This window comes from Vibrio syngnathi, from assembly GCF_002119525.1.
Classification (GTDB): domain Bacteria; phylum Pseudomonadota; class Gammaproteobacteria; order Enterobacterales; family Vibrionaceae; genus Vibrio; species Vibrio syngnathi.
This window is the reverse complement of sequence record NZ_CP017917.1, coordinates 1462677-1479631: the sequence shown is the minus strand read 5'-3', so window position 1 is coordinate 1479631 and position 16955 is coordinate 1462677. Positions and strand designations below refer to the sequence as shown.

15 protein-coding genes are annotated in these 16955 nt (G+C 43.9%); 10 read left to right on the top strand and 5 right to left on the bottom strand.

The window, feature by feature from the left end; genetic code table 11:
- Positions 1-84: 84 nt before the first annotated feature.
- Complete coding sequence (locus K08M4_RS21380; protein WP_009846127.1) at positions 85-366, top strand: hypothetical protein; 282 nt, start codon at positions 85-87, stop codon at positions 364-366.
- On the opposite strand, the gene K08M4_RS21375 is transcribed toward K08M4_RS21380, so the two are convergent.
- Complete coding sequence (locus tag K08M4_RS21375; protein ID WP_086051530.1) at positions 363-1553, bottom strand: diguanylate cyclase; 1191 nt, start codon at positions 1551-1553, stop codon at positions 363-365. The two genes, K08M4_RS21380 and K08M4_RS21375, sit on opposite strands and share 4 nt — an antisense overlap.
- Positions 1554-1886: 333 nt before the next feature.
- On the opposite strand from K08M4_RS21375, the gene K08M4_RS21370 reads away from it, so the two are divergent.
- From K08M4_RS21370 to manA, 7 genes are all read left to right on the top strand, one after another.
- Positions 1887-2225 carry a DUF1840 domain-containing protein gene (locus tag K08M4_RS21370; RefSeq protein ID WP_086051396.1) on the top strand — a complete coding sequence of 113 codons (339 nt, stop codon included), beginning with the start codon at positions 1887-1889 and terminating at the stop codon, positions 2223-2225.
- A gap of 113 nt (positions 2226-2338) precedes the next feature.
- Positions 2339-5254 (top strand): alkaline phosphatase family protein, encoded by a 2916-nt coding sequence (locus tag K08M4_RS21365; protein ID WP_086051395.1) that lies wholly within the window; start codon positions 2339-2341, stop codon positions 5252-5254.
- Between the two features lie 367 nt (positions 5255-5621).
- Positions 5622-7016, top strand: a complete 1395-nt coding sequence (gene uhpT, locus K08M4_RS21360; RefSeq protein WP_009846131.1) for a hexose-6-phosphate:phosphate antiporter UhpT — start codon at positions 5622-5624, stop codon at positions 7014-7016.
- A 217-nt stretch (positions 7017-7233) separates the two neighbouring features.
- The gene (uhpA, locus tag K08M4_RS21355) at positions 7234-7842 is read left to right on the top strand and encodes a response regulator transcription factor UhpA (protein ID WP_086051394.1); all 609 of its coding nucleotides are present in this window, start codon (positions 7234-7236) and stop codon (positions 7840-7842) included.
- A complete protein-coding gene (uhpB, locus tag K08M4_RS21350; protein ID WP_086051393.1) occupies positions 7842-9338 on the top strand; it encodes a signal transduction histidine-protein kinase/phosphatase UhpB in 1497 nt (498 codons plus the stop codon). The genes uhpA and uhpB overlap by 1 nt, the downstream gene beginning before the upstream one ends.
- 8 nt (positions 9339-9346) lie before the next feature.
- Positions 9347-10687, top strand: coding sequence for an MFS transporter (locus tag K08M4_RS21345; protein ID WP_086051529.1), 1341 nt, complete (start codon positions 9347-9349; stop codon positions 10685-10687).
- A gap of 267 nt (positions 10688-10954) precedes the next feature.
- Positions 10955-12160, top strand: coding sequence for a mannose-6-phosphate isomerase, class I (manA, locus tag K08M4_RS21340; RefSeq protein ID WP_086051392.1), 1206 nt, complete (start codon positions 10955-10957; stop codon positions 12158-12160).
- A gap of 11 nt (positions 12161-12171) precedes the next feature.
- Here manA and K08M4_RS21335 read toward each other — a convergent pair whose 3' ends face one another.
- The 4 genes from K08M4_RS21335 to K08M4_RS21320 all read right to left on the bottom strand — a co-directional run bounded on the left by K08M4_RS21335 (position 12172) and on the right by K08M4_RS21320 (position 15640).
- Entirely contained in the window at positions 12172-12633 is a 462-nt protein-coding gene (locus K08M4_RS21335; RefSeq protein WP_157665767.1) for a GNAT family N-acetyltransferase, read from the bottom strand.
- Positions 12634-12773: 140 nt separating this feature from the next.
- Entirely contained in the window at positions 12774-13031 is a 258-nt protein-coding gene (locus tag K08M4_RS21330; RefSeq protein ID WP_010432560.1) for an HP1242/YdcH family protein, read from the bottom strand.
- Between the two features lie 156 nt (positions 13032-13187).
- Positions 13188-14177, bottom strand: coding sequence for an oxygen-dependent tRNA uridine(34) hydroxylase TrhO (trhO, locus tag K08M4_RS21325; RefSeq protein ID WP_086051391.1), 990 nt, complete (start codon positions 14175-14177; stop codon positions 13188-13190).
- Between the two features lie 314 nt (positions 14178-14491).
- Positions 14492-15640: an aminotransferase-like domain-containing protein gene (locus K08M4_RS21320; RefSeq protein WP_086051390.1), complete on the bottom strand. Its 1149-nt coding sequence runs from the start codon at positions 15638-15640 to the stop codon at positions 14492-14494.
- 115 nt (positions 15641-15755) lie between these two features.
- On the opposite strand from K08M4_RS21320, the gene K08M4_RS21315 reads away from it, so the two are divergent.
- Together K08M4_RS21315 and K08M4_RS21310 are read left to right on the top strand one after the other, a co-directional pair.
- Entirely contained in the window at positions 15756-16625 is an 870-nt protein-coding gene (locus K08M4_RS21315) for an AraC family transcriptional regulator (protein ID WP_017085035.1), read from the top strand.
- A 24-nt stretch (positions 16626-16649) separates the two neighbouring features.
- Entirely contained in the window at positions 16650-16892 is a 243-nt protein-coding gene (locus K08M4_RS21310) for a hypothetical protein (protein ID WP_086051389.1), read from the top strand.
- Positions 16893-16955: the final 63 nt, after the last annotated feature.

Here is a 16955-nt window from a genome sequence, read left to right as displayed (position 1 = left end):
TGACTTATTCGAAAATTTTGAACAGGTAAGAATATGAAATTATGTCTATACTTGAACAGAGAGCAGACCGCCAAGGAGGCCGCTATGGCAGTACAGCAAAAACATGGCGAAAGGCAAGGTCGGATGGGCTTTGATAACGATTTTACAACTGAGCAAGGTCAACGTTTTACAGAGGTTGCGAATAAAGCGGTTAAGCGCCGTGTTAGAAAGCACCAGGCAGATGGGCCTTTTATACACTCGGCCAAGCAAGCCGCTTTCAAAACGGTTGCTAAATCTAAGAACGAAAATCGAAACTTAGTACGACAAGTTGTATGGATTATTGTTATTGGCTTAGTGAGTTTATGGGCCATGTATATGGCAGGCTAGCGTGGACGCGTTTTTAATAACGTAACATTGTTCCCTTCGACCTTCGCTTCAAGACAACCTTCAAGCTCAGATGATTCCGATTTTGAGAAGGCTAGATTCGTCGGTAGTTCTTCTACCAAGGTTGATACGGGATTGTCGTGATAATAAGCATATCGGTTTTTTCCTGAATGTTTGGCAACATACATTGCTTTATCAGCACATCTCGTCAGCTCATGTAATTCTTTAGCATCTTGCGGGTACAACGAAACCCCAACGCTGAGTGTCAATTCCTTGATTCTCTCGTTTGTCTGGCAACCACTTTCGAATAGCCCACAAATCCGATCCAAAATACCGTCTAGATCTTTACGAGTTGGCACATCATAGAGCATCAAAACAAACTCATCTCCAGCAAAGCGCGCAATCGAATAATCGTATTCATGGCTTACCCTATCTCTGGTTCGGATGTTGTTGCTTAAACGGTTCGCAAAATGCTGCAGGACACTGTCTCCGACGTCGTGCCCGTAGCTATCGTTAATGCCTTTAAAGTCATCTATGTCTAAAAACACTAAGGCAGTAAGAGAGCTATCACTGTCTACTGTTGCAAGCTTTTCTGTTGCCCAGCGTTCAAAACTCCAACGGTTTGCCAAGCCCGTTAGCTGATCTCTATAGGCCAGATCTTCAATCCCTTCTTTGTATAGACGTTGAATATAGCTGACGGCTTTTGTGTAGTAATAAGCTGATGTGTGACATACCAAGCTCATTGTAAATAAGCTAAGAATAAACCGGTGTGAGCTGCTAAAAGGTAAAGAAAAGCTGCTAGGTATGGCTGTAATTAAGGTGCTGATAAATACACAAAATGAGGTGCTGAATATAATGCCAATTCTGAAATCGTTTATGAAAATGACGGCAGCCAGAATCGGGTAGAGCCAAAGTGTCCGCTCCGGAATGGCGTGACTGTACAAGAATAGAATGACCCCTTGAACGAGCAGAACACCACTTAGAATCAATTCTGAATACTCAGCGGCAGTGACTTTTTTCACGTAATATGCATTGGAGATAGCGATAAGTGCAAAACACAATTCGAAAATTGACAGCGTGTAATGCTGACCTTGGAAGTAAGCCCAAGTGTAGAATGTGAATAACGCAGCGGCAGCCAGTGAAAAGGAGTGGACAATTTTTTGCTTGCGAGTGGATCGTATGTCCGCCATTTCTTCTAGGTGTCTGCCGACGAGCCTTTTCATGTGATTTGTGCCAAAGATTTTGATAATTGGTGTTAATAGTAGATTAAATAAAAGTGATAGCAGAGTGTTAGTGATCTTTTTAGTGTGACTACTATCAAGGTTTCATATTTAAATAATAAGTGGTTCACAATAAACAGTGATGTGCGTCACTAACGGTGCAGAGATGTCCGTGAGTGGGACAATTAAAGTTCGAGTTGCAAGAATTGAGTTGGCTATTATTTACTTGCTTTCCAAAGCGTTACTCAACATAGTTTGTAGATAGCTAATGTTTATAGATACCTAAATTAGGAGAGGCTCATAATGTTAATTACCTTTAGTTGCAAAGCTCATGCTAGCGTCACGATGTTTGGTGAAGTCGGTCTTCAGTTTATTAAGATGCTTGGACATAGTGGCACGATCCCAGGTGCAATTGATGCTGCAGAGGTTTCTCAAGCGTTAAACAATTTGCGTGCTGCGATCGCCTCTGAGCAGAGCAAGCAAGTAGAGCAAGAAAATGCTGATAACGATAATGAAGAAGAGGTTGCTGAAGTACCTGTCAATATCGGGAGCCGAGCTTTTCCGTTAGTTGAACTATTGAAAGCGGCTATCAAAGATGAATGCGAAGTAATGTGGGAAGACGGCAGCGGTAAGCGATTGTAAGAGTTTTCGGGCTCTTTGAATCAGAAAACAAACGTTTTCATAGGTTGACTAATAAATGCAAACTGAAACAATAAGTCGCATTTATAGAAGTGTGTTGATCTAAAGGAAATTTGATGAGCTCTTATTCTCACGTTCGCAGTTACGCCAGTTTATTCAGTGTCTTATCGTTGGCGCTTGCGTCAGCTCCGAGTGCGGCTGATATATCAACAACGCCCGTCATTGGTGGCGTGTTTAGCTCCAGTGAAGTGTTGAAAAATCAGGTGCTTTCAAGCCTAAGTTATTCTGCCAAACTCACTCGTGATGCAGCACTTTTCACTATTGGTGGCGTTACATTAGATGCGTATATTCTCGCTCTTCCTTTAGATGTCAAAACCAAAGCCAGAGTCGTTGCTCAGTTATCCAACCCGACGTACTCAATTCCTTTGGGTTATTTTCTCTATAGTTATTACGACCGCTATTCAGGCTTGGGCAGTGAAGATGTATTCAAATCTTACCTGTCGACGGTTTATGATAAGCAGGCGCTAAAGGGCTTTGAACATAGCCTTTATCATGTTGGAGATAAGCCAACCACTGAGCATCACGAGCCAGATACCTCGACTGAAGCAACGGGACATCATGAAGGCATTCGTATCGATGAACACTTCATTGCCAACATGGTGGTTATCTACGATGCGTTATTCGAAATTGGTGTTTGGCAGGATATGGACACGCTCCCTGCGAATTACACCTACTTAACCAATAGCCCTGAAGATCTAGCGATCATCGCTCAGATTCAACCGATCATCGTTGATTTGATCGGTAAAGCGGCATTGGGAATGGATGACGGCGATATGAAGTCTGCAATGTTGGCGATTGCAGAAGATGGTAAACCAGAAAACGCTGATAAGCCGAATAACAAAGCACAAGCTCTTACCATCACGCTTATTGATTTTGTGCGCTTAAACTTGCTGAAAGCTTACCGACAATTTGTGTTTAAAGAAGAACGCGCAGCAGCACTCGATGATTGGATGCAGCAAGCGTTCAGTGACCAGCCTGACGCGCTCATTCAATTCTTAGATTCCCAACAACACAAACGTTTTGCGGTCCAAGTGACGGTCGATGGTTTACAGCAAGGATTGATCGAAGGTTTGGTCGATGAGAATACGCCTTTCATCTCAGTGGCTTACCAAAATCATAAAAACCGAGCGCAATATAAACCTCAGTTAGAAAAGGTCATTGAGCCAGAACATCAACAGCAGGTGAGATTCATGGAGGTTCTGTCTGAACAAACCTACCGTGATCCGAATTACCTTCCGTTCTTCAAAACACTCTATAAAGAGAATCGAAATAATATAAGCCGAGTGGGTATCTCTTCTACTCCGACGATCAGCGTACGTAATCTACCGATCATTAAAACGGGCGCGAAAGTATCGGGGCAAGGTGGCACTGGTATCCCTAATTTCCACTTTGTTGACCGAGAGATCGACCGAGCGTATTACTTCTTCGGTAATGATGCCCTACAGCTGGATGTGTTGATGGCAAACAACAAGGTGCAAACCATGTTTGATCGCCTTGATTACCTGAAAACGTTGAACTGCAACGCCCAATACGATTGGAATGCTCACACCACTTACGATGGGCTAGTAAACCTAGGTTTGGGTGAGTCACTGCGTGATTATGGTGAGAAACGTTGCGTTAAAGAGCTTCAAGAACGTTCAGAAGTCGAAGTGGTTTTGCAAGAAAAGCGTCAAGCCTTGATAGAAGATATTGAGGCGTATCAGTCTATATCTGGCTTTGATTTTTTCACTAAGTTTTCAAAGAGAGCTCAGGTTAAACAGTCGATCACTCAGTTTGCCGACTTAGATGGAAAAGGGATGCCAGATTACACCTTGGTGTATAACCCATGGCCGGATCACTTCGCACACTTTACCGGTCCTTTTAGTGACGAAATTCTGATGCCGACTGGAGAGCTCAACCGACTGGACTATTGGATTCGCCAGATTGAAGCGACCTACCGCAGTGCCGGCGTTTACGATAAAACGCTATGGGGCATGGCTGGGGATCATGGTTTAACGCCGGTGTTCTACGCGCTCAATCCCGAAAAGCAGGTATTTGAAGGCTTACAGGCACAGCTAGAGTATCCCATTGTGGTTAAGAAGATATCTTCAGACGAGGGGGAAGGGCCTAAAATTACCAATGCGCTAAGCTACCCAAGCTCGAAAGAATTGGATGTGGTGGTTGCTTCTACTGCTGGTGGTAACTTCATGATGGACTTCTTTAATTCGACTCAAGGGTGGCAGGTTCAGCCGGTTTACCAAGAACTCACGCAGTGGTCTCCGATTGCAGCGCCAGCTGGTCAGAATATCGATATCATTAATCAGATAGCGCAACGCTTGCCTGAGAGTCTTGATTATATGGTCGTCAGAGAAAGCACATGTGATCAACAACGTTGTGCTGTTCGTGTGATTGGCAACCGTGATTTAAAACGGGTCGATGAATTGATCACACGTGAAGGTGACAAGCTTTTCTATGAGTCATTGGAAGACAACCGAGCGCCGATTTTGTTGAATACTCAAGAGCTTAACCCTTATCTAGCATCACCGAGTGAAGCCGACTTTGCACAGTATTCTCAATTGGTAGAAAAATGTATTAATCGAGCAATTAAGATCGATGTGACAACCTGGTGTAGCAGTGCTGAATGGACTTCATTAACGCAACCAACCCCTCGACCAGATTCAGTGAATCAACTAGTCAATATTTACCTTGAAGATAGGGCTGGCACGGTTAACTTGTTCCCTAAAGCGGGAATTGGCTACAACACCAAGGTACCAGGGCGTCACGCTGGAGAGGATTACTTAGAGAAAGATGCCTTCATCGGATTCTGGGGAGCGCCAATTGGTGAAAACTCACAACCATTAAAAATTGAAGCTAACGGATCTTTAGCGCCAACGCTGTTTGAATACTTAACCGGAGAATCGGTGGTCGAAGGCGAGAACGGTTGGGGCTTTCCGTCGTTGCTGAATAATTTGGATGTGTCTAAGAATAATTAAACTCTATTATTTATCGTTTAGGTTACGATACCGTAAAGCGAATCTAATGTGGCTTTTTATTAGCCACTTTAGACTTCAATCAACTGTTCAATACAATCGATGTTTAGTTTGCTTGGGGCACCTATTAAATACCTTAACTAACGACACCTTTCCAATACCTCTTCACGACATAACACATTTTAAATAAAGTGATGCTGTTCACGCTTTCTTGACTCCCAATTCTGAACTAAGAATTTTTCCTAGTTATTCTAAGACCCTCTCTCATGCGGTCGCTTTTTAGACTCCTTATTATTTCATCATCGAATTGCAAAGAGTGCATGGTCAGTAATGTTCCGTGCAGACCTCATCAATAATAAGAGAGTTCACAATGTTAAAGTTCCTAGATCAGGTTAGAAAACCGACGCTGGATCTTCCGGTCGAAACTAGAAGAAAAATGTGGTTTAAACCATTCCTACAATCGTACCTAGTCGTATTCATTGGCTATTTGACCATGTATTTAATCCGTAAGAACTTCAATGTCGCGCAAAACGACATGATTTCTACTTATGGATTATCAATGACCGATCTAGGTCTTATTGGTCTTGGTTTTTCAATTACTTATGGTATTGGTAAAACGGTTGTTTCCTACTACGCGGATGGCAAAAATACCAAGCAGTTCCTGCCATTCATGCTTATCCTATCTGGCCTTGCCATGTTGGGCTTTAGTTTCAGCTTGGGTGGCGGCAGCGCTAGCTTATTCATGATGGTTGCCTTCTACGCATTGAGTGGTTTCTTTCAAAGTACCGGTGGTCCTTCAAGTTATTCGACTATTACTAAATGGACGCCTCGTAATAAGCGTGGATCGTATTTAGGTCTTTGGAACATGTCACACAACGTAGGTGGTGCAGGTGCTGCTGGTGTAGCGCTGTTTGGCGCTAACTACTTTTTTGATGGCAACGTAATTGGTATGTTCGTGTTCCCATCTATCATCGCGATTGTGGTTGGTTTTATTGGGATGCGTTTTGGTAACGACTCTCCAGAAGCATACGGTTTAGGTACAGTTGAAGAGTTGTTTGACGAAGAAATCAGCGAAGAAGATACTATTGCTGAAGAAAATCAAATGACTAAGAAAGAGATCTTTGTTGAATATATCCTTAAAAATAAAGTGATCTGGTTACTCTGCTTCGCGAATATCTTTTTGTACATTGTTCGTATTGGTATCGATCAATGGTCTACCGTTTATGCGTATCAAGAGTTAGGTCTATCAAAAGAAACGGCTATTTCAGGCTTTACTCTGTTTGAAGTTGGCGCTCTGGTCGGTACATTAATGTGGGGTTATTTATCAGACCTTGCTAACGGACGTCGTGCTTTAGTTGCTTGTGTATCGCTTGGACTGATTATTGTATCTCTAGAGTTTTATCAGCATGCAACGAGCGAGTTCATGTACCTAGCATCACTATTCGTACTTGGCTTCCTAGTATTCGGTCCTCAGCTGTTGATTGGTGTTGCTGCGGTAGGTTTTGTTCCTAAGAAAGCAATCAGTGTGGCTGATGGCGTGAAAGGCACATTTGCTTACCTAATTGGTGACAGTTTTGCCAAACTTGGCTTAGGCATGATTGCAGACGGAACGCCTATTTTCGGCTTAACAGGTTGGAAAGGTACATTTGCAGCACTCGATACTTCTGCTGCCATTTGTATTGTTTTACTGTTGTTCGTTGCTATTGCGGAAGAGAAGAAGATTCGTCACGCGAAGAAGATGCACCTAGCGGCTCAAAACGCATAGCGAGTCTGGTGAGCCTGTTATTGTGTATTTTCTCTCGCGCATTTGTTGTCGCAAAGAGAGTTTCGGATAGACAGTTTCACGTGCTTTATTGGTTTAAAGCACGTGAGATCATACCAATTGTTAGTTCGATTCAGTATCATCTCTACCAATAAACTTAATTTTAGATAGCTCCTGTTGGGGCTATTTTTCTTTCTTACTCTTAATTTTGGTTAATATCATGATTAATGTTGCGCTTGTTGATGACCACGTCATTGTTCGATCTGGCTTCGCTCAATTACTCAGTCTTGAAACTGATATAACGGTCGTGGGGGAGTTTAACTCTGCGGCAGAAGCGCGCCTCGGGCTGCCAAGTTGTCACCCTGATGTCGTTATCTTGGATATTTCAATGCAAGATGAAAGTGGCCTGAGCTTATTGGAAGAGATTCCATCTGGCATTGCTAGCATTATGTTGAGCGTACATGACTCTCCGGCAATGGTTGAAAAGTCATTAGAGTTAGGAGCTAAAGGTTATCTCAGTAAACGCTGTAGCCCTGATGAGTTAATTCAGGCCGTACACACGAGCGCAAATGGTGGCTGCTACCTTACGCCAGATATCGCCATAAAACTTGCGACACCAATGAAGAATAAAGCCTCGTTAAATCAGCTCACCCGCAGAGAAAGCGAAGTGTGCCAGTTATTGGCGACAGGGCTCGACGTGAAATCTATTGCCGTCGAGTTAGAGGTTAGCCATAAAACAGTACATGTGCACCGTGCCAATGCCATGGACAAACTCAATGTTAAGAACAACGTTGAGTTAGCTAAATTGTTCACTCAAGACCAGTACTAATGCGTTCTTATCTAGCCACCTCCTTATGCGGGGTTTTTATGGCTGGCTGTGCATGGTTCTGTTTATGGGTTATTGCCTTCTATTTCATTAATGACCCTGAGTTAGCCATTCTGCTTTTCCCATTCTCGCTTCGATTGGGAATGACGCTGCACACTCGTACACAATATTGGCCTGCCATTTACGTTGCAGAGTGGGGGCTCGCGATCGCTTTGGCTCTATTACTGGATGAACCCCAATGGCTGACGATACTAATCGCCAGTGGACTAAGTATTCCAGCCACTCTAATTGCCAAACGTTATTATTCTGGTGACCTGAATCGTCACTTGTTAGTGATGGCAAGCTTAATCATGGTCACAGCATTTATTAATGTTGCCGTTGTGGGTTCTCATGTCCCAGCTGTTTACATGGTGTGGTTGGTGAGTATCACAGGTGGTTTGATGTTGGTGCCGATGTGCTATCTAGTCTGGAACTACCTATTCCAAAACAAGTGGGCGCCACTGAGCTCTTACTTAATCAACAATGTCATTGAGTTCAAAATCCGTCACATCGCTTTATACAGCCTCTTGTTGGTCGTCAGTATTTTGATACAAACCAGTTTGCCAGATGAGCTAAGGCGCTTCGCCCCGTTCTGTATGGCTATCCCTATTATCTTGCTCGCCGTTCGTTATGGATGGCAAGGCGCTTTGCTCGCTACCCTTCTAAATAGCGTCGCGTTGATTGCAGCCCACAGTGGCACGTCCAAACTCGAAATTACTGATTTACTCTTGTCTCTTTCCGCTCAGACCATCACAGGTATTTTGCTTGGTTTAGCTGTTCAAAAACAAAAAGATCTCAACTCGAAATTACGCAGTGAGCTCTTTAGGAATCAAAACCTTTCCCGTCAGTTAGTCACTGCTGAAGAATCGGTTCGTCGTGATATTGCCCGTGAGTTACATGATGAGATAGGCCAGAACATCACGGCAATTCGGACTCAAGCGAGCATTATCAAACGTGTCGATGCAGCTGAAATGAGCGTTCGCTGTGCTGGTACGATTGAATCATTATCGTTGAATGTTTATGACACCACCAAGCGTTTGCTAACGAAGCTAAGACCAAAAATGTTGGACGACCTTGACCTGAAGGACTCCGTTGAACAGCTCATACGTGAAATGGAGTTCTCGGATCACGGTGTTGATATCCAGTTAAATTGGCACGGTGACTACTCATGTTTGAGTGACACGCTCAAGGTTACTCTCTTCCGACTGTGCCAAGAGTCTTTAAACAATGCCCACAAATATGCTGAAGCAAGTGAAATTAGAATAGAACTGATTCTAGACGATCAAGCTTATCTTCGAATTACAGACAATGGTGTTGGTTTTACAGCGCAGGATCTTCTCAAAGGAATGGGTGTTCGTGGTATGCAAGAGCGTGTTCAGGCGCTCGGTGGCAAGATGACAATCAACGCTAATGACTCTTCTTCGGGTACTAATATCAGCGTTACATTACCTAAAGTGTGAGAATGAATATGTTTGGATTTCTGCGCTCAACAACGTCAAAAAGTCATACTCTAGGCGATGATGAGGTCAATCAGCGTTATCGTTATTGGCGTCTCCACATCATGATAGGAATGTATGTCGGCTATGCAGGTTTTTACTTCACTCGTAAAACCTTTAATTATGCCGCGCCAGCCATGATCACCGATCTTGGTTTAGACAAAGGCGATATCGGCTTGATTGGCACGCTCTTCTATCTTTCTTACGGCTTATCTAAGTTTATTTCAGGCACGATATCGGATCGGTCGAACCCGCGTTACTTCATGGGGCTCGGCCTAATCGCGACAGGCTTGATCAATATCGCGTTTGGTTTTTCTAGTTCGTTGGCGGCTTTTATATCGCTTTGGGTGCTTAATGCATGGTTCCAAGGTTGGGGCTGGCCATCGTGTTCCAAGTTATTGACGACCTGGTATTCTCGCTCCGAAAGAGGCTTTCGCTGGGCTATATGGAATACAGCACACAACGTTGGTGGGGCATTGATTCCTATTCTCGTCGGCTATCTAACTCTCCAATACAGTTGGCGATCTGGGTTTATATGGCCGGGTGTGATTGGTGTTTTTATTGGTCTTATTGTCTGTTGGCGCTTACGTGATAAGCCCACGACCATGGGGCTTCCGACGGTAGGGAAGTGGCGCAATGACCATCTAGAATTGGCGCAAGAGAGCCATGGGCAAGGGTTAAGCTATCGAGAGATCCTGAAAACCTATGTGTTCAGCAATAAGTACATTTGGCTGCTTGCCTTTAGCTATGTGTTGGTTTACATCGTAAGAACGGCAGTTAACGACTGGGGCAATTTATATCTCACCGAAGAGCACGATTATAGTTTGATAAACGCCAACGCTGCGTTGTCTCTGTTTGAGATTGGCGGTTTCGTTGGTTCACTTGTTGCTGGATGGGGATCGGATAGGCTGTTTGGTGGTAACCGTGGTCCCATGAATATCCTATTCGCGATTGGTATCTTCCTCTCGGTATCCGCTTTATGGCTTATGCCTCTAACCAACTTTGTGTTTCAAGCGGCTGGGCTGTTTTGTGTAGGCTTTTTTGTGTTTGGCCCTCAAATGCTAATAGGTATGGCTGCCGCGGAATGCTCACATAAAGACTCCGCAGGAGCTGCGACAGGCTTTGTTGGCTTATTTGCCTATATGGGTGCAGCACTTTCTGGCTACCCATTAGCGCTCGTTTTAGAAACTTATGGCTGGAGTGGGTTCTTCATTACCATCTCGACTTGTGCGGCCGTTATTGGCTTGCTGCTACTGCCTTTCCTACAAGCTCAATCGCCTCAGAAAAGTGCAGAGGTTCGCTCTGGCTTTTAAGGGATTTCTTCGTAAATAAGATAGCTGCTAATGGTCCTCTGGTTATTATGCAGCTACCCTATCTTCAGCGTTTTTTATACGTAGCATTCAAATGTGACTCTTTTCACGCTTTTCATGGTTCTCACCTGTTTCTAAGAATTTTTCCTATTGCGTCTAAGACCTCATCTCATGTGGGTTCTAGCTGCTCTCTGTAGTCTTTCTAATTATTTACGTTATTAGAAATCAGCTCTCTGAATTGTGTTCAAAGGGCTCACTACGGAAAACGCCATGTCACTCAGCCACTTCTCAGAACACTCATTTTTCCCAATGGAAAACACCATCCAAAATTATGCATGGGGGAGTATTTCTTCGATACGTGAACTGTTTGGCTTTAAGAATGAGTCACAAGAGCCGCAAGCGGAAGTTTGGATGGGAGCGCATCCAAAAGGTTGCTCAATGGTTAAGCTTGACCAACATTTGGTGCCTCTCTCTGAGCTGATTAACAAGAATAAACCCGCTTATTTATCTACTGATATTGCGCAGGAGTTCGGTGAACTGCCGTTCTTGTTTAAGATCTTGGCAGCGGAAAAAGCGCTATCGGTCCAGGTCCACCCAAACAAGCACCAAGCCGAGTTAGGCTTTACGAGAGAGGAGCAAGCAGGAATCCCTCTGACTGCAGGGCATCGTAATTACAAAGACTCTAACCATAAACCTGAATTGGTTTACGCGATCACTGAATATCAAGCGATGAATGGCTTTCGAGAATTCGATGAAATATTAGGTCTGTTCAGAAAGTTGGATTCGAGCGAGCTGGCTGGTTTGGTTGAAGAGTTTGGTAACAATCTTGACTCTCTAGGCTTAGAAGCTTTTTTCCGCGATCTGTTAACGCTAGATGACCAACGTAAACATCAAGCATTAGATCAACTTCTGACTTACGCAGAGTCTCATCAAGACCAAGCTGAATTTGCTTTGGTTACTGAGCTTAGCCATCAGTACCCGAACGATATCGGTTTGTTTTGTGTTCTGCTGCTTAACTTGATCACATTGGAGCCGAGTGAAGCGATGTATTTGAATGCGAACACTCCGCACGCTTACATTAAAGGTACCGGGCTTGAGATTATGGCAAATTCAGACAACGTGCTACGAGCAGGTTTAACGCCAAAACACATTGATGTCGCTGAGTTAGTCGCCTGCACAAAATTCACGCCAATTCCGTTCGAAGGCTTGTTGTTAGAGCCATCAAAACTGGGTAAATGTGATTGTTATGATATCCCGGTCAGTGACTTCAATTTCAATATCTTTCATCGTCCTCATCAAGAAGAAGTTATCACAAGTGGCGCTGAAATTTTAATGGCAATAGATGATGATCTAGTGCTAATGAGTCAGAAAGGCGAGCACTTAACCCTCACCAAAGGGCAATCGGTATTTATCCCAGCTTATATTGGCCATTACGAATTGAGCAGCAAAGGGCGAGTGGCGAGAGCGTTTAATTAGCGAAGTCGCTTCTAGTTTAAATAGAGAGTCATCCCCACGAAATTAGTATCACTATCATCAACAATTTGGTAGCCAAGCGCCTGATAAAAACTAATGGCGCGAGTGTTACTTCTAAAGCTCGACAGAGTGACTTGGCTTCGTTGCTCTTCCATAGCTCTCTTATGTATGAGAGCCATGACTTGCTTGCCAAGCGAACGACCTTGGTATTGAGGGGAAATGATCAGAAGGTGAACATGGTATGCGTTGTCATAAGGCTTAAAGCAGACTAGTCCTACTTTCTCATTTTCGCTATATATCCAATGAAACCAAGAGGGATGATAATCATTGATTAGGCGTTGACGTTGGAAGTCGTCGTCCCATCCGAAAACGTTATCTACGTGTATGAAAAGACCTTGTTTAACACACGCAAACAGTTCTTCGAATTCAGAATTTGAAACGAGCTGGAATTGTATATTCTCTTCTTCTATTGTCATTCAGCTTCCTTATTAAACGCTTTTGAATAAGCAAACAGTAACATAATTGAAGAAGCCGAATTAGCTTAGATTTGCGATGTGATGAAACCAAAAAGCCATGCGTGGTGCATGGCTTAGAATAAAGTCTTGGATTGATTTTTCTATACGATCTTAAGCGCGTGGTGGCGCGTGAGCTGTTTGTGTAGCGAGTCTTTTAGCGCCATGCGTTCAACTTTGAGGTTGTGCATGCTGTCGTCATCGATAGGGCTGCCAGAGATTTCTAGCTGACGGATGTCGTAGTCGAGTTGGTGGTATTTCTGCATGTCTGCTTTGAATTTTTCGTCGTCGTGGTTGAGCTGAACAATGTCTAATTTAAGATCTGGGAAATCTAAGATAAAGGCATGGTTTTCATTGAGCATTGGCACTTCCTCTCTAGTCGAATTATCTTCAGTATAGAGCCTATTTTTGAAGATAAATGTGTTCTTAGACACAAAGCGAGAGCAGGATCAAAAAAGGGCATTGGCGTTCCATTGTGGATTCGCTGATGCCCTTTGTTATTTTAGTAATATTAAAAACTACTTCGCTTTCTTACCAGAGCGTTGCTGCTCTTTGTGTGCTAGCTTTTCTTTCTTACGTTGCTCGATAAGGTGAGCGGCTTCGCCACCTACGTGGGTTTCGCCACGAGCATTCGACAGTTGAACTTGCTTTTCACGTTCACGGAAACGAGCTTTCTGCTCGTCGCTGTGTTTATCAATACACTTAGGGCAGCTTACGCCTTTCTCGAAGTGCTCAGACGCTTTGTCTTCGTCTGTGATTGGCAGACGACAAGCGTTACACACATCGTAGCCGCTCTTCTCTAGCTGGTGGTTAACTGCAACACGACCGTCAAATACGTAGCAGTCACCTTCCCACATGCTCTCTTCTTCTGGTACTTCTTCTAGGTACTTAAGAATGCCGCCTTCAAGGTGGTAAACCTCATCAAAGCCTTGCTCTTTCATGTAGGCTGTTGATTTTTCGCAACGAATACCGCCGGTACAGAACATCGCGACTTTCTTGTGCTTCTTAGGATCAAGATTTTCTTCAACGTACTGAGGGAATTCACGGAAGGTTTCTGTGTTTGGGTTTACAGCATTTTTGAATGTGCCGATGTCCACTTCGTAGTCGTTACGAGTATCAACCAGAATTACATCAGGATCAGAGATCAATGCGTTCCATTCGTTTGGTTTCACGTAAGTGCCGACAACATGGCGTGGGTCGATGCCCTCAACACCCATGGTTACGATCTCTTTCTTAAGCTTAACCTTGGTGCGGTTGAATGGTTGTTCTTCGTTGAACGACTCTTTGTAAACAACATCAGCCAAACGAGAATCTTGTTTGAACCATTGAAGAAGGGCGTCGATAGATTCGCGCTTACCTGCAACAGTACCGTTGATACCTTCACTCGCAAGTAACAAAGTACCGCGGATTTGGTTAGCTTCTAACACGTCAGTGAGTGGTTGGCGAACTTCTTGGTAATCATCAAGTGCTACGAATTTATATAGAGCACATACAACATATTGAGACATGGTTTTTCCTTTCTGCGAGCTGGAACGTAAATCCAGAGCGGTTGCCTTTTATGATACATACTGAGTTTGATTTACTCAGGTTTGCCCATATTGGCTTATTAAAATCCGCCGCAGTATAACCAAGCCAAGGAAGGACAAAAACCAACCAAAAGTAGGGCTATTTAGCATTGTTATCAGTGTGGTTTTTGGACTAAGAAATGCAATGAAACCGTTTTATCTGGTTCGAATTACAACACGTATTCCCAAACCAAAAAGGCCCTGCTGTAAAAATACATCAGGGCCTTGGTATTGAATCTGTCTGACTTAATCAGCGATTACGCTTGGTTCAGTACTTCCGCTAAGCGTTTCACCGCTTCTGTTAATTCTTCTGGGTTGGCGTTAGTGAAGTTTAAGCGCAGTGCGGCTTTTGCTTCATCGGCCTTTGGATAGAATACTGGGCTTGGTACTACCGCGACGCCATTCGATAGCAAAGTCTTAGCTAATTCGAAGGTATCGCACTCTGGGATTTCTACCCAAATAAACATCCCGCCATCTACGGCTTTTAACACGCAATCTGCAGGCAATTGTTTTTCTAGCTCTGAAAACAGCACTTCATAACGAGACTTGTACAGGGTGCGAATGTTTTCCATATGCACGCCAAAGTCTTCATGTTTTAGAAGACCAACCAGCAGTGCTTGCATTGGTACACTTGAGTGTAAGTCTGCGCCTTGCTTCACTTTGATCAGTGGCTCAAGGTAGCTGCGTTTGCCTGTTACCGCGCCAATACGTAGACCTGGCGATGCAATCTTAGAGAATGAACGAAGAACGATAGAGTTGTCAGGGCAGAACGAAGAAACCAACGGCAGTTCTGTACCTGTGAAACGTAGCTCACGGTATGGCGCATCTTCAATGAAGGCCACGTTGTATTTGATACACAGTTCAGCCACTTTTTGACGAGTTTCTGTTGCCCAGCACACACCAGTTGGGTTGTGGAAATCAGGCACGGCATAGAACATTTTTGGCGCTTGCTGTGCAAAGCACGTTTCCAGCTCATCCAGGTTCGGGCCAAATTCTGTTTGAGACACAGTCGCAATGTTTGCTTGAACTAAGCCAAAAACCTGCATCGCACCTAGGTAACTTGGCGCTTCCATCACAACCACATCACCCGGATCAACATAAGCACGTGCAATCAAATCCAAACCTTGCTGAGAGCCAGTACAGATCATTGCCGTGTGAGATTCTGGCAATTGGTAGCTTTGTGTTAGGTGATCAAGCAACGGGCCATAACCGGCGGTCGAGCCGTATTGGAAAACTTCAGGCATGTTCGCTAGGTTTTCTAGCGTAGGCTTCATTAAATCGATAGGGAATGTTTTCGCATCGGGTAAACCACCGGCCAACGAAATAACATTAGGATCGCTTGCGGCTGCGAGGATCTCTCGAATGTATGAAGATTGAATCTGTTGTAATGACTGTGCGATTTCCATGTGTTGTGTCTCGTCGTTTATCGTTTTTATTCTATCGCTTGATATTACACGGCAATTGTAAAAACTGACGTGTCCGTTTATGCTCTTAAACACGTCCATTTATGCTATTTGAACGATGTCACGACAACACATATCCCGAATCAATGATGTTTTGTTCCATATTCACCAAGACATCAGTCAGCCTTTGTCGGCAAAAGCGCTCTCTGAGATTGCTGCGTATTCAGAGCAACACTTTCATCGCACGTTCAAAAGTGTGGTTGGGGAGTCGTTGCATCAATACATTAGACGCACTCGAATGGAGTACGCGGCCAATCAATTAATGTTCGATACCAGCTCGTCTGTGGTTGAGATCGCCCATAAATGTGGCTTTAGCTCTGTGTCTTCGTTTAGCCGAGCATTTAAAGCGACTTTTAATATGTCGCCCGGAGAATGGCGTAAGCATGATTTACAGATTGCAGAAAAACCTTATCTGAAAGATCCTGAAGTGGCTGCGGGTTATTTGAATGTGTCGCAGCGGGAGTTGCCGGAACCTAAAATTGTTGAAGTATCAGACCGAATGGCAGCTTATGTTCGACATACTGGTTATAACCGCTCTATTCGCAACGCGTGGTTGATATTGAAAGCGTGGGCGAACTCGGAACAGCGTGATTTTTCGAGTCAGTTCGGTTTGCATCACTCAAACCCTGCTTGGGTTGAAATGGATCAGTGTCGCTATGTAGCTTGTATCGCGATTGATGAGCCGATTAAGTATCGAAGTGTGGTGAACCAAATGGTGATTCCAGGCGGTTTGCATGCCGTATTTCGACTTAATGGTCGTTATGGTGAGCTGCTACCACAGATCAGTATGGTATTGGAAAAATGGTTACCGGCTTCTGGTTTCAAACAGCGTTCGACTCCTGCGTATGTGCATTATCATCGGAACCATTTTCTTAATAGTGATGAAGTGTTTGAGCTTGATTTCTACCTCCCTGTGAGTTTTTATTAGTAACCCCGTTTTTGAGGAATAATTATGTATCTTGTTTTGTATTGCCACAATATTGGTATGACCGATTTTTCCTTCTTTGAAACGGAAGATTTTGACAAAGAAGAGGGCTATATCGTGCGAGGTAAATGGCCGAACGAGAAAGCGTTTCGTGACTACTTAACTAAAGAGTTTGGTGACATGAGCGAATTTAAAGTGGTCGACTTAATCGCCAAAGGTGCAGAAGCAGAACACTACTCACCAGAAGAGTTGATGCGCCTAGCTCAGTAGCCGTTAGCTCAGCAATATCTAGCTCGGTAATACGTTTTAAATCGAATAAAGAAATGGCAGCCT

Bases quoted from the DNA above. Each gene is read 5' to 3' on its own strand.
- K08M4_RS21345 (WP_086051529.1), top strand. From the start codon at position 9,347: ATGTTTGGATTTCTGCGCTCAACAACGTCAAAAAGTCATACTCTAGGC.
- trhO (WP_086051391.1), bottom strand. From the start codon at position 14,177: ATGTCTCAATATGTTGTATGTGCTCTATATAAATTCGTAGCACTTGAT.
- K08M4_RS21320 (WP_086051390.1), bottom strand. From the start codon at position 15,640: ATGGAAATCGCACAGTCATTACAACAGATTCAATCTTCATACATTCGA.
- uhpB (WP_086051393.1), top strand. From the start codon at position 7,842: ATGCGTTCTTATCTAGCCACCTCCTTATGCGGGGTTTTTATGGCTGGC.
- K08M4_RS21370 (WP_086051396.1), top strand. From the start codon at position 1,887: ATGTTAATTACCTTTAGTTGCAAAGCTCATGCTAGCGTCACGATGTTT.
- manA (WP_086051392.1), top strand. From the start codon at position 10,955: ATGTCACTCAGCCACTTCTCAGAACACTCATTTTTCCCAATGGAAAAC.
- K08M4_RS21315 (WP_017085035.1), top strand. From the start codon at position 15,756: ATGTCACGACAACACATATCCCGAATCAATGATGTTTTGTTCCATATT.
- K08M4_RS21310 (WP_086051389.1), top strand. From the start codon at position 16,650: ATGTATCTTGTTTTGTATTGCCACAATATTGGTATGACCGATTTTTCC.
- uhpA (WP_086051394.1), top strand. From the start codon at position 7,234: ATGATTAATGTTGCGCTTGTTGATGACCACGTCATTGTTCGATCTGGC.
- K08M4_RS21335 (WP_157665767.1), bottom strand. From the start codon at position 12,633: ATGACAATAGAAGAAGAGAATATACAATTCCAGCTCGTTTCAAATTCT.
- K08M4_RS21375 (WP_086051530.1), bottom strand. From the start codon at position 1,553: ATGGCGGACATACGATCCACTCGCAAGCAAAAAATTGTCCACTCCTTT.
- K08M4_RS21380 (WP_009846127.1), top strand. From the start codon at position 85: ATGGCAGTACAGCAAAAACATGGCGAAAGGCAAGGTCGGATGGGCTTT.
- uhpT (WP_009846131.1), top strand. From the start codon at position 5,622: ATGTTAAAGTTCCTAGATCAGGTTAGAAAACCGACGCTGGATCTTCCG.
- K08M4_RS21365 (WP_086051395.1), top strand. From the start codon at position 2,339: ATGAGCTCTTATTCTCACGTTCGCAGTTACGCCAGTTTATTCAGTGTC.
- K08M4_RS21330 (WP_010432560.1), bottom strand. From the start codon at position 13,031: ATGCTCAATGAAAACCATGCCTTTATCTTAGATTTCCCAGATCTTAAA.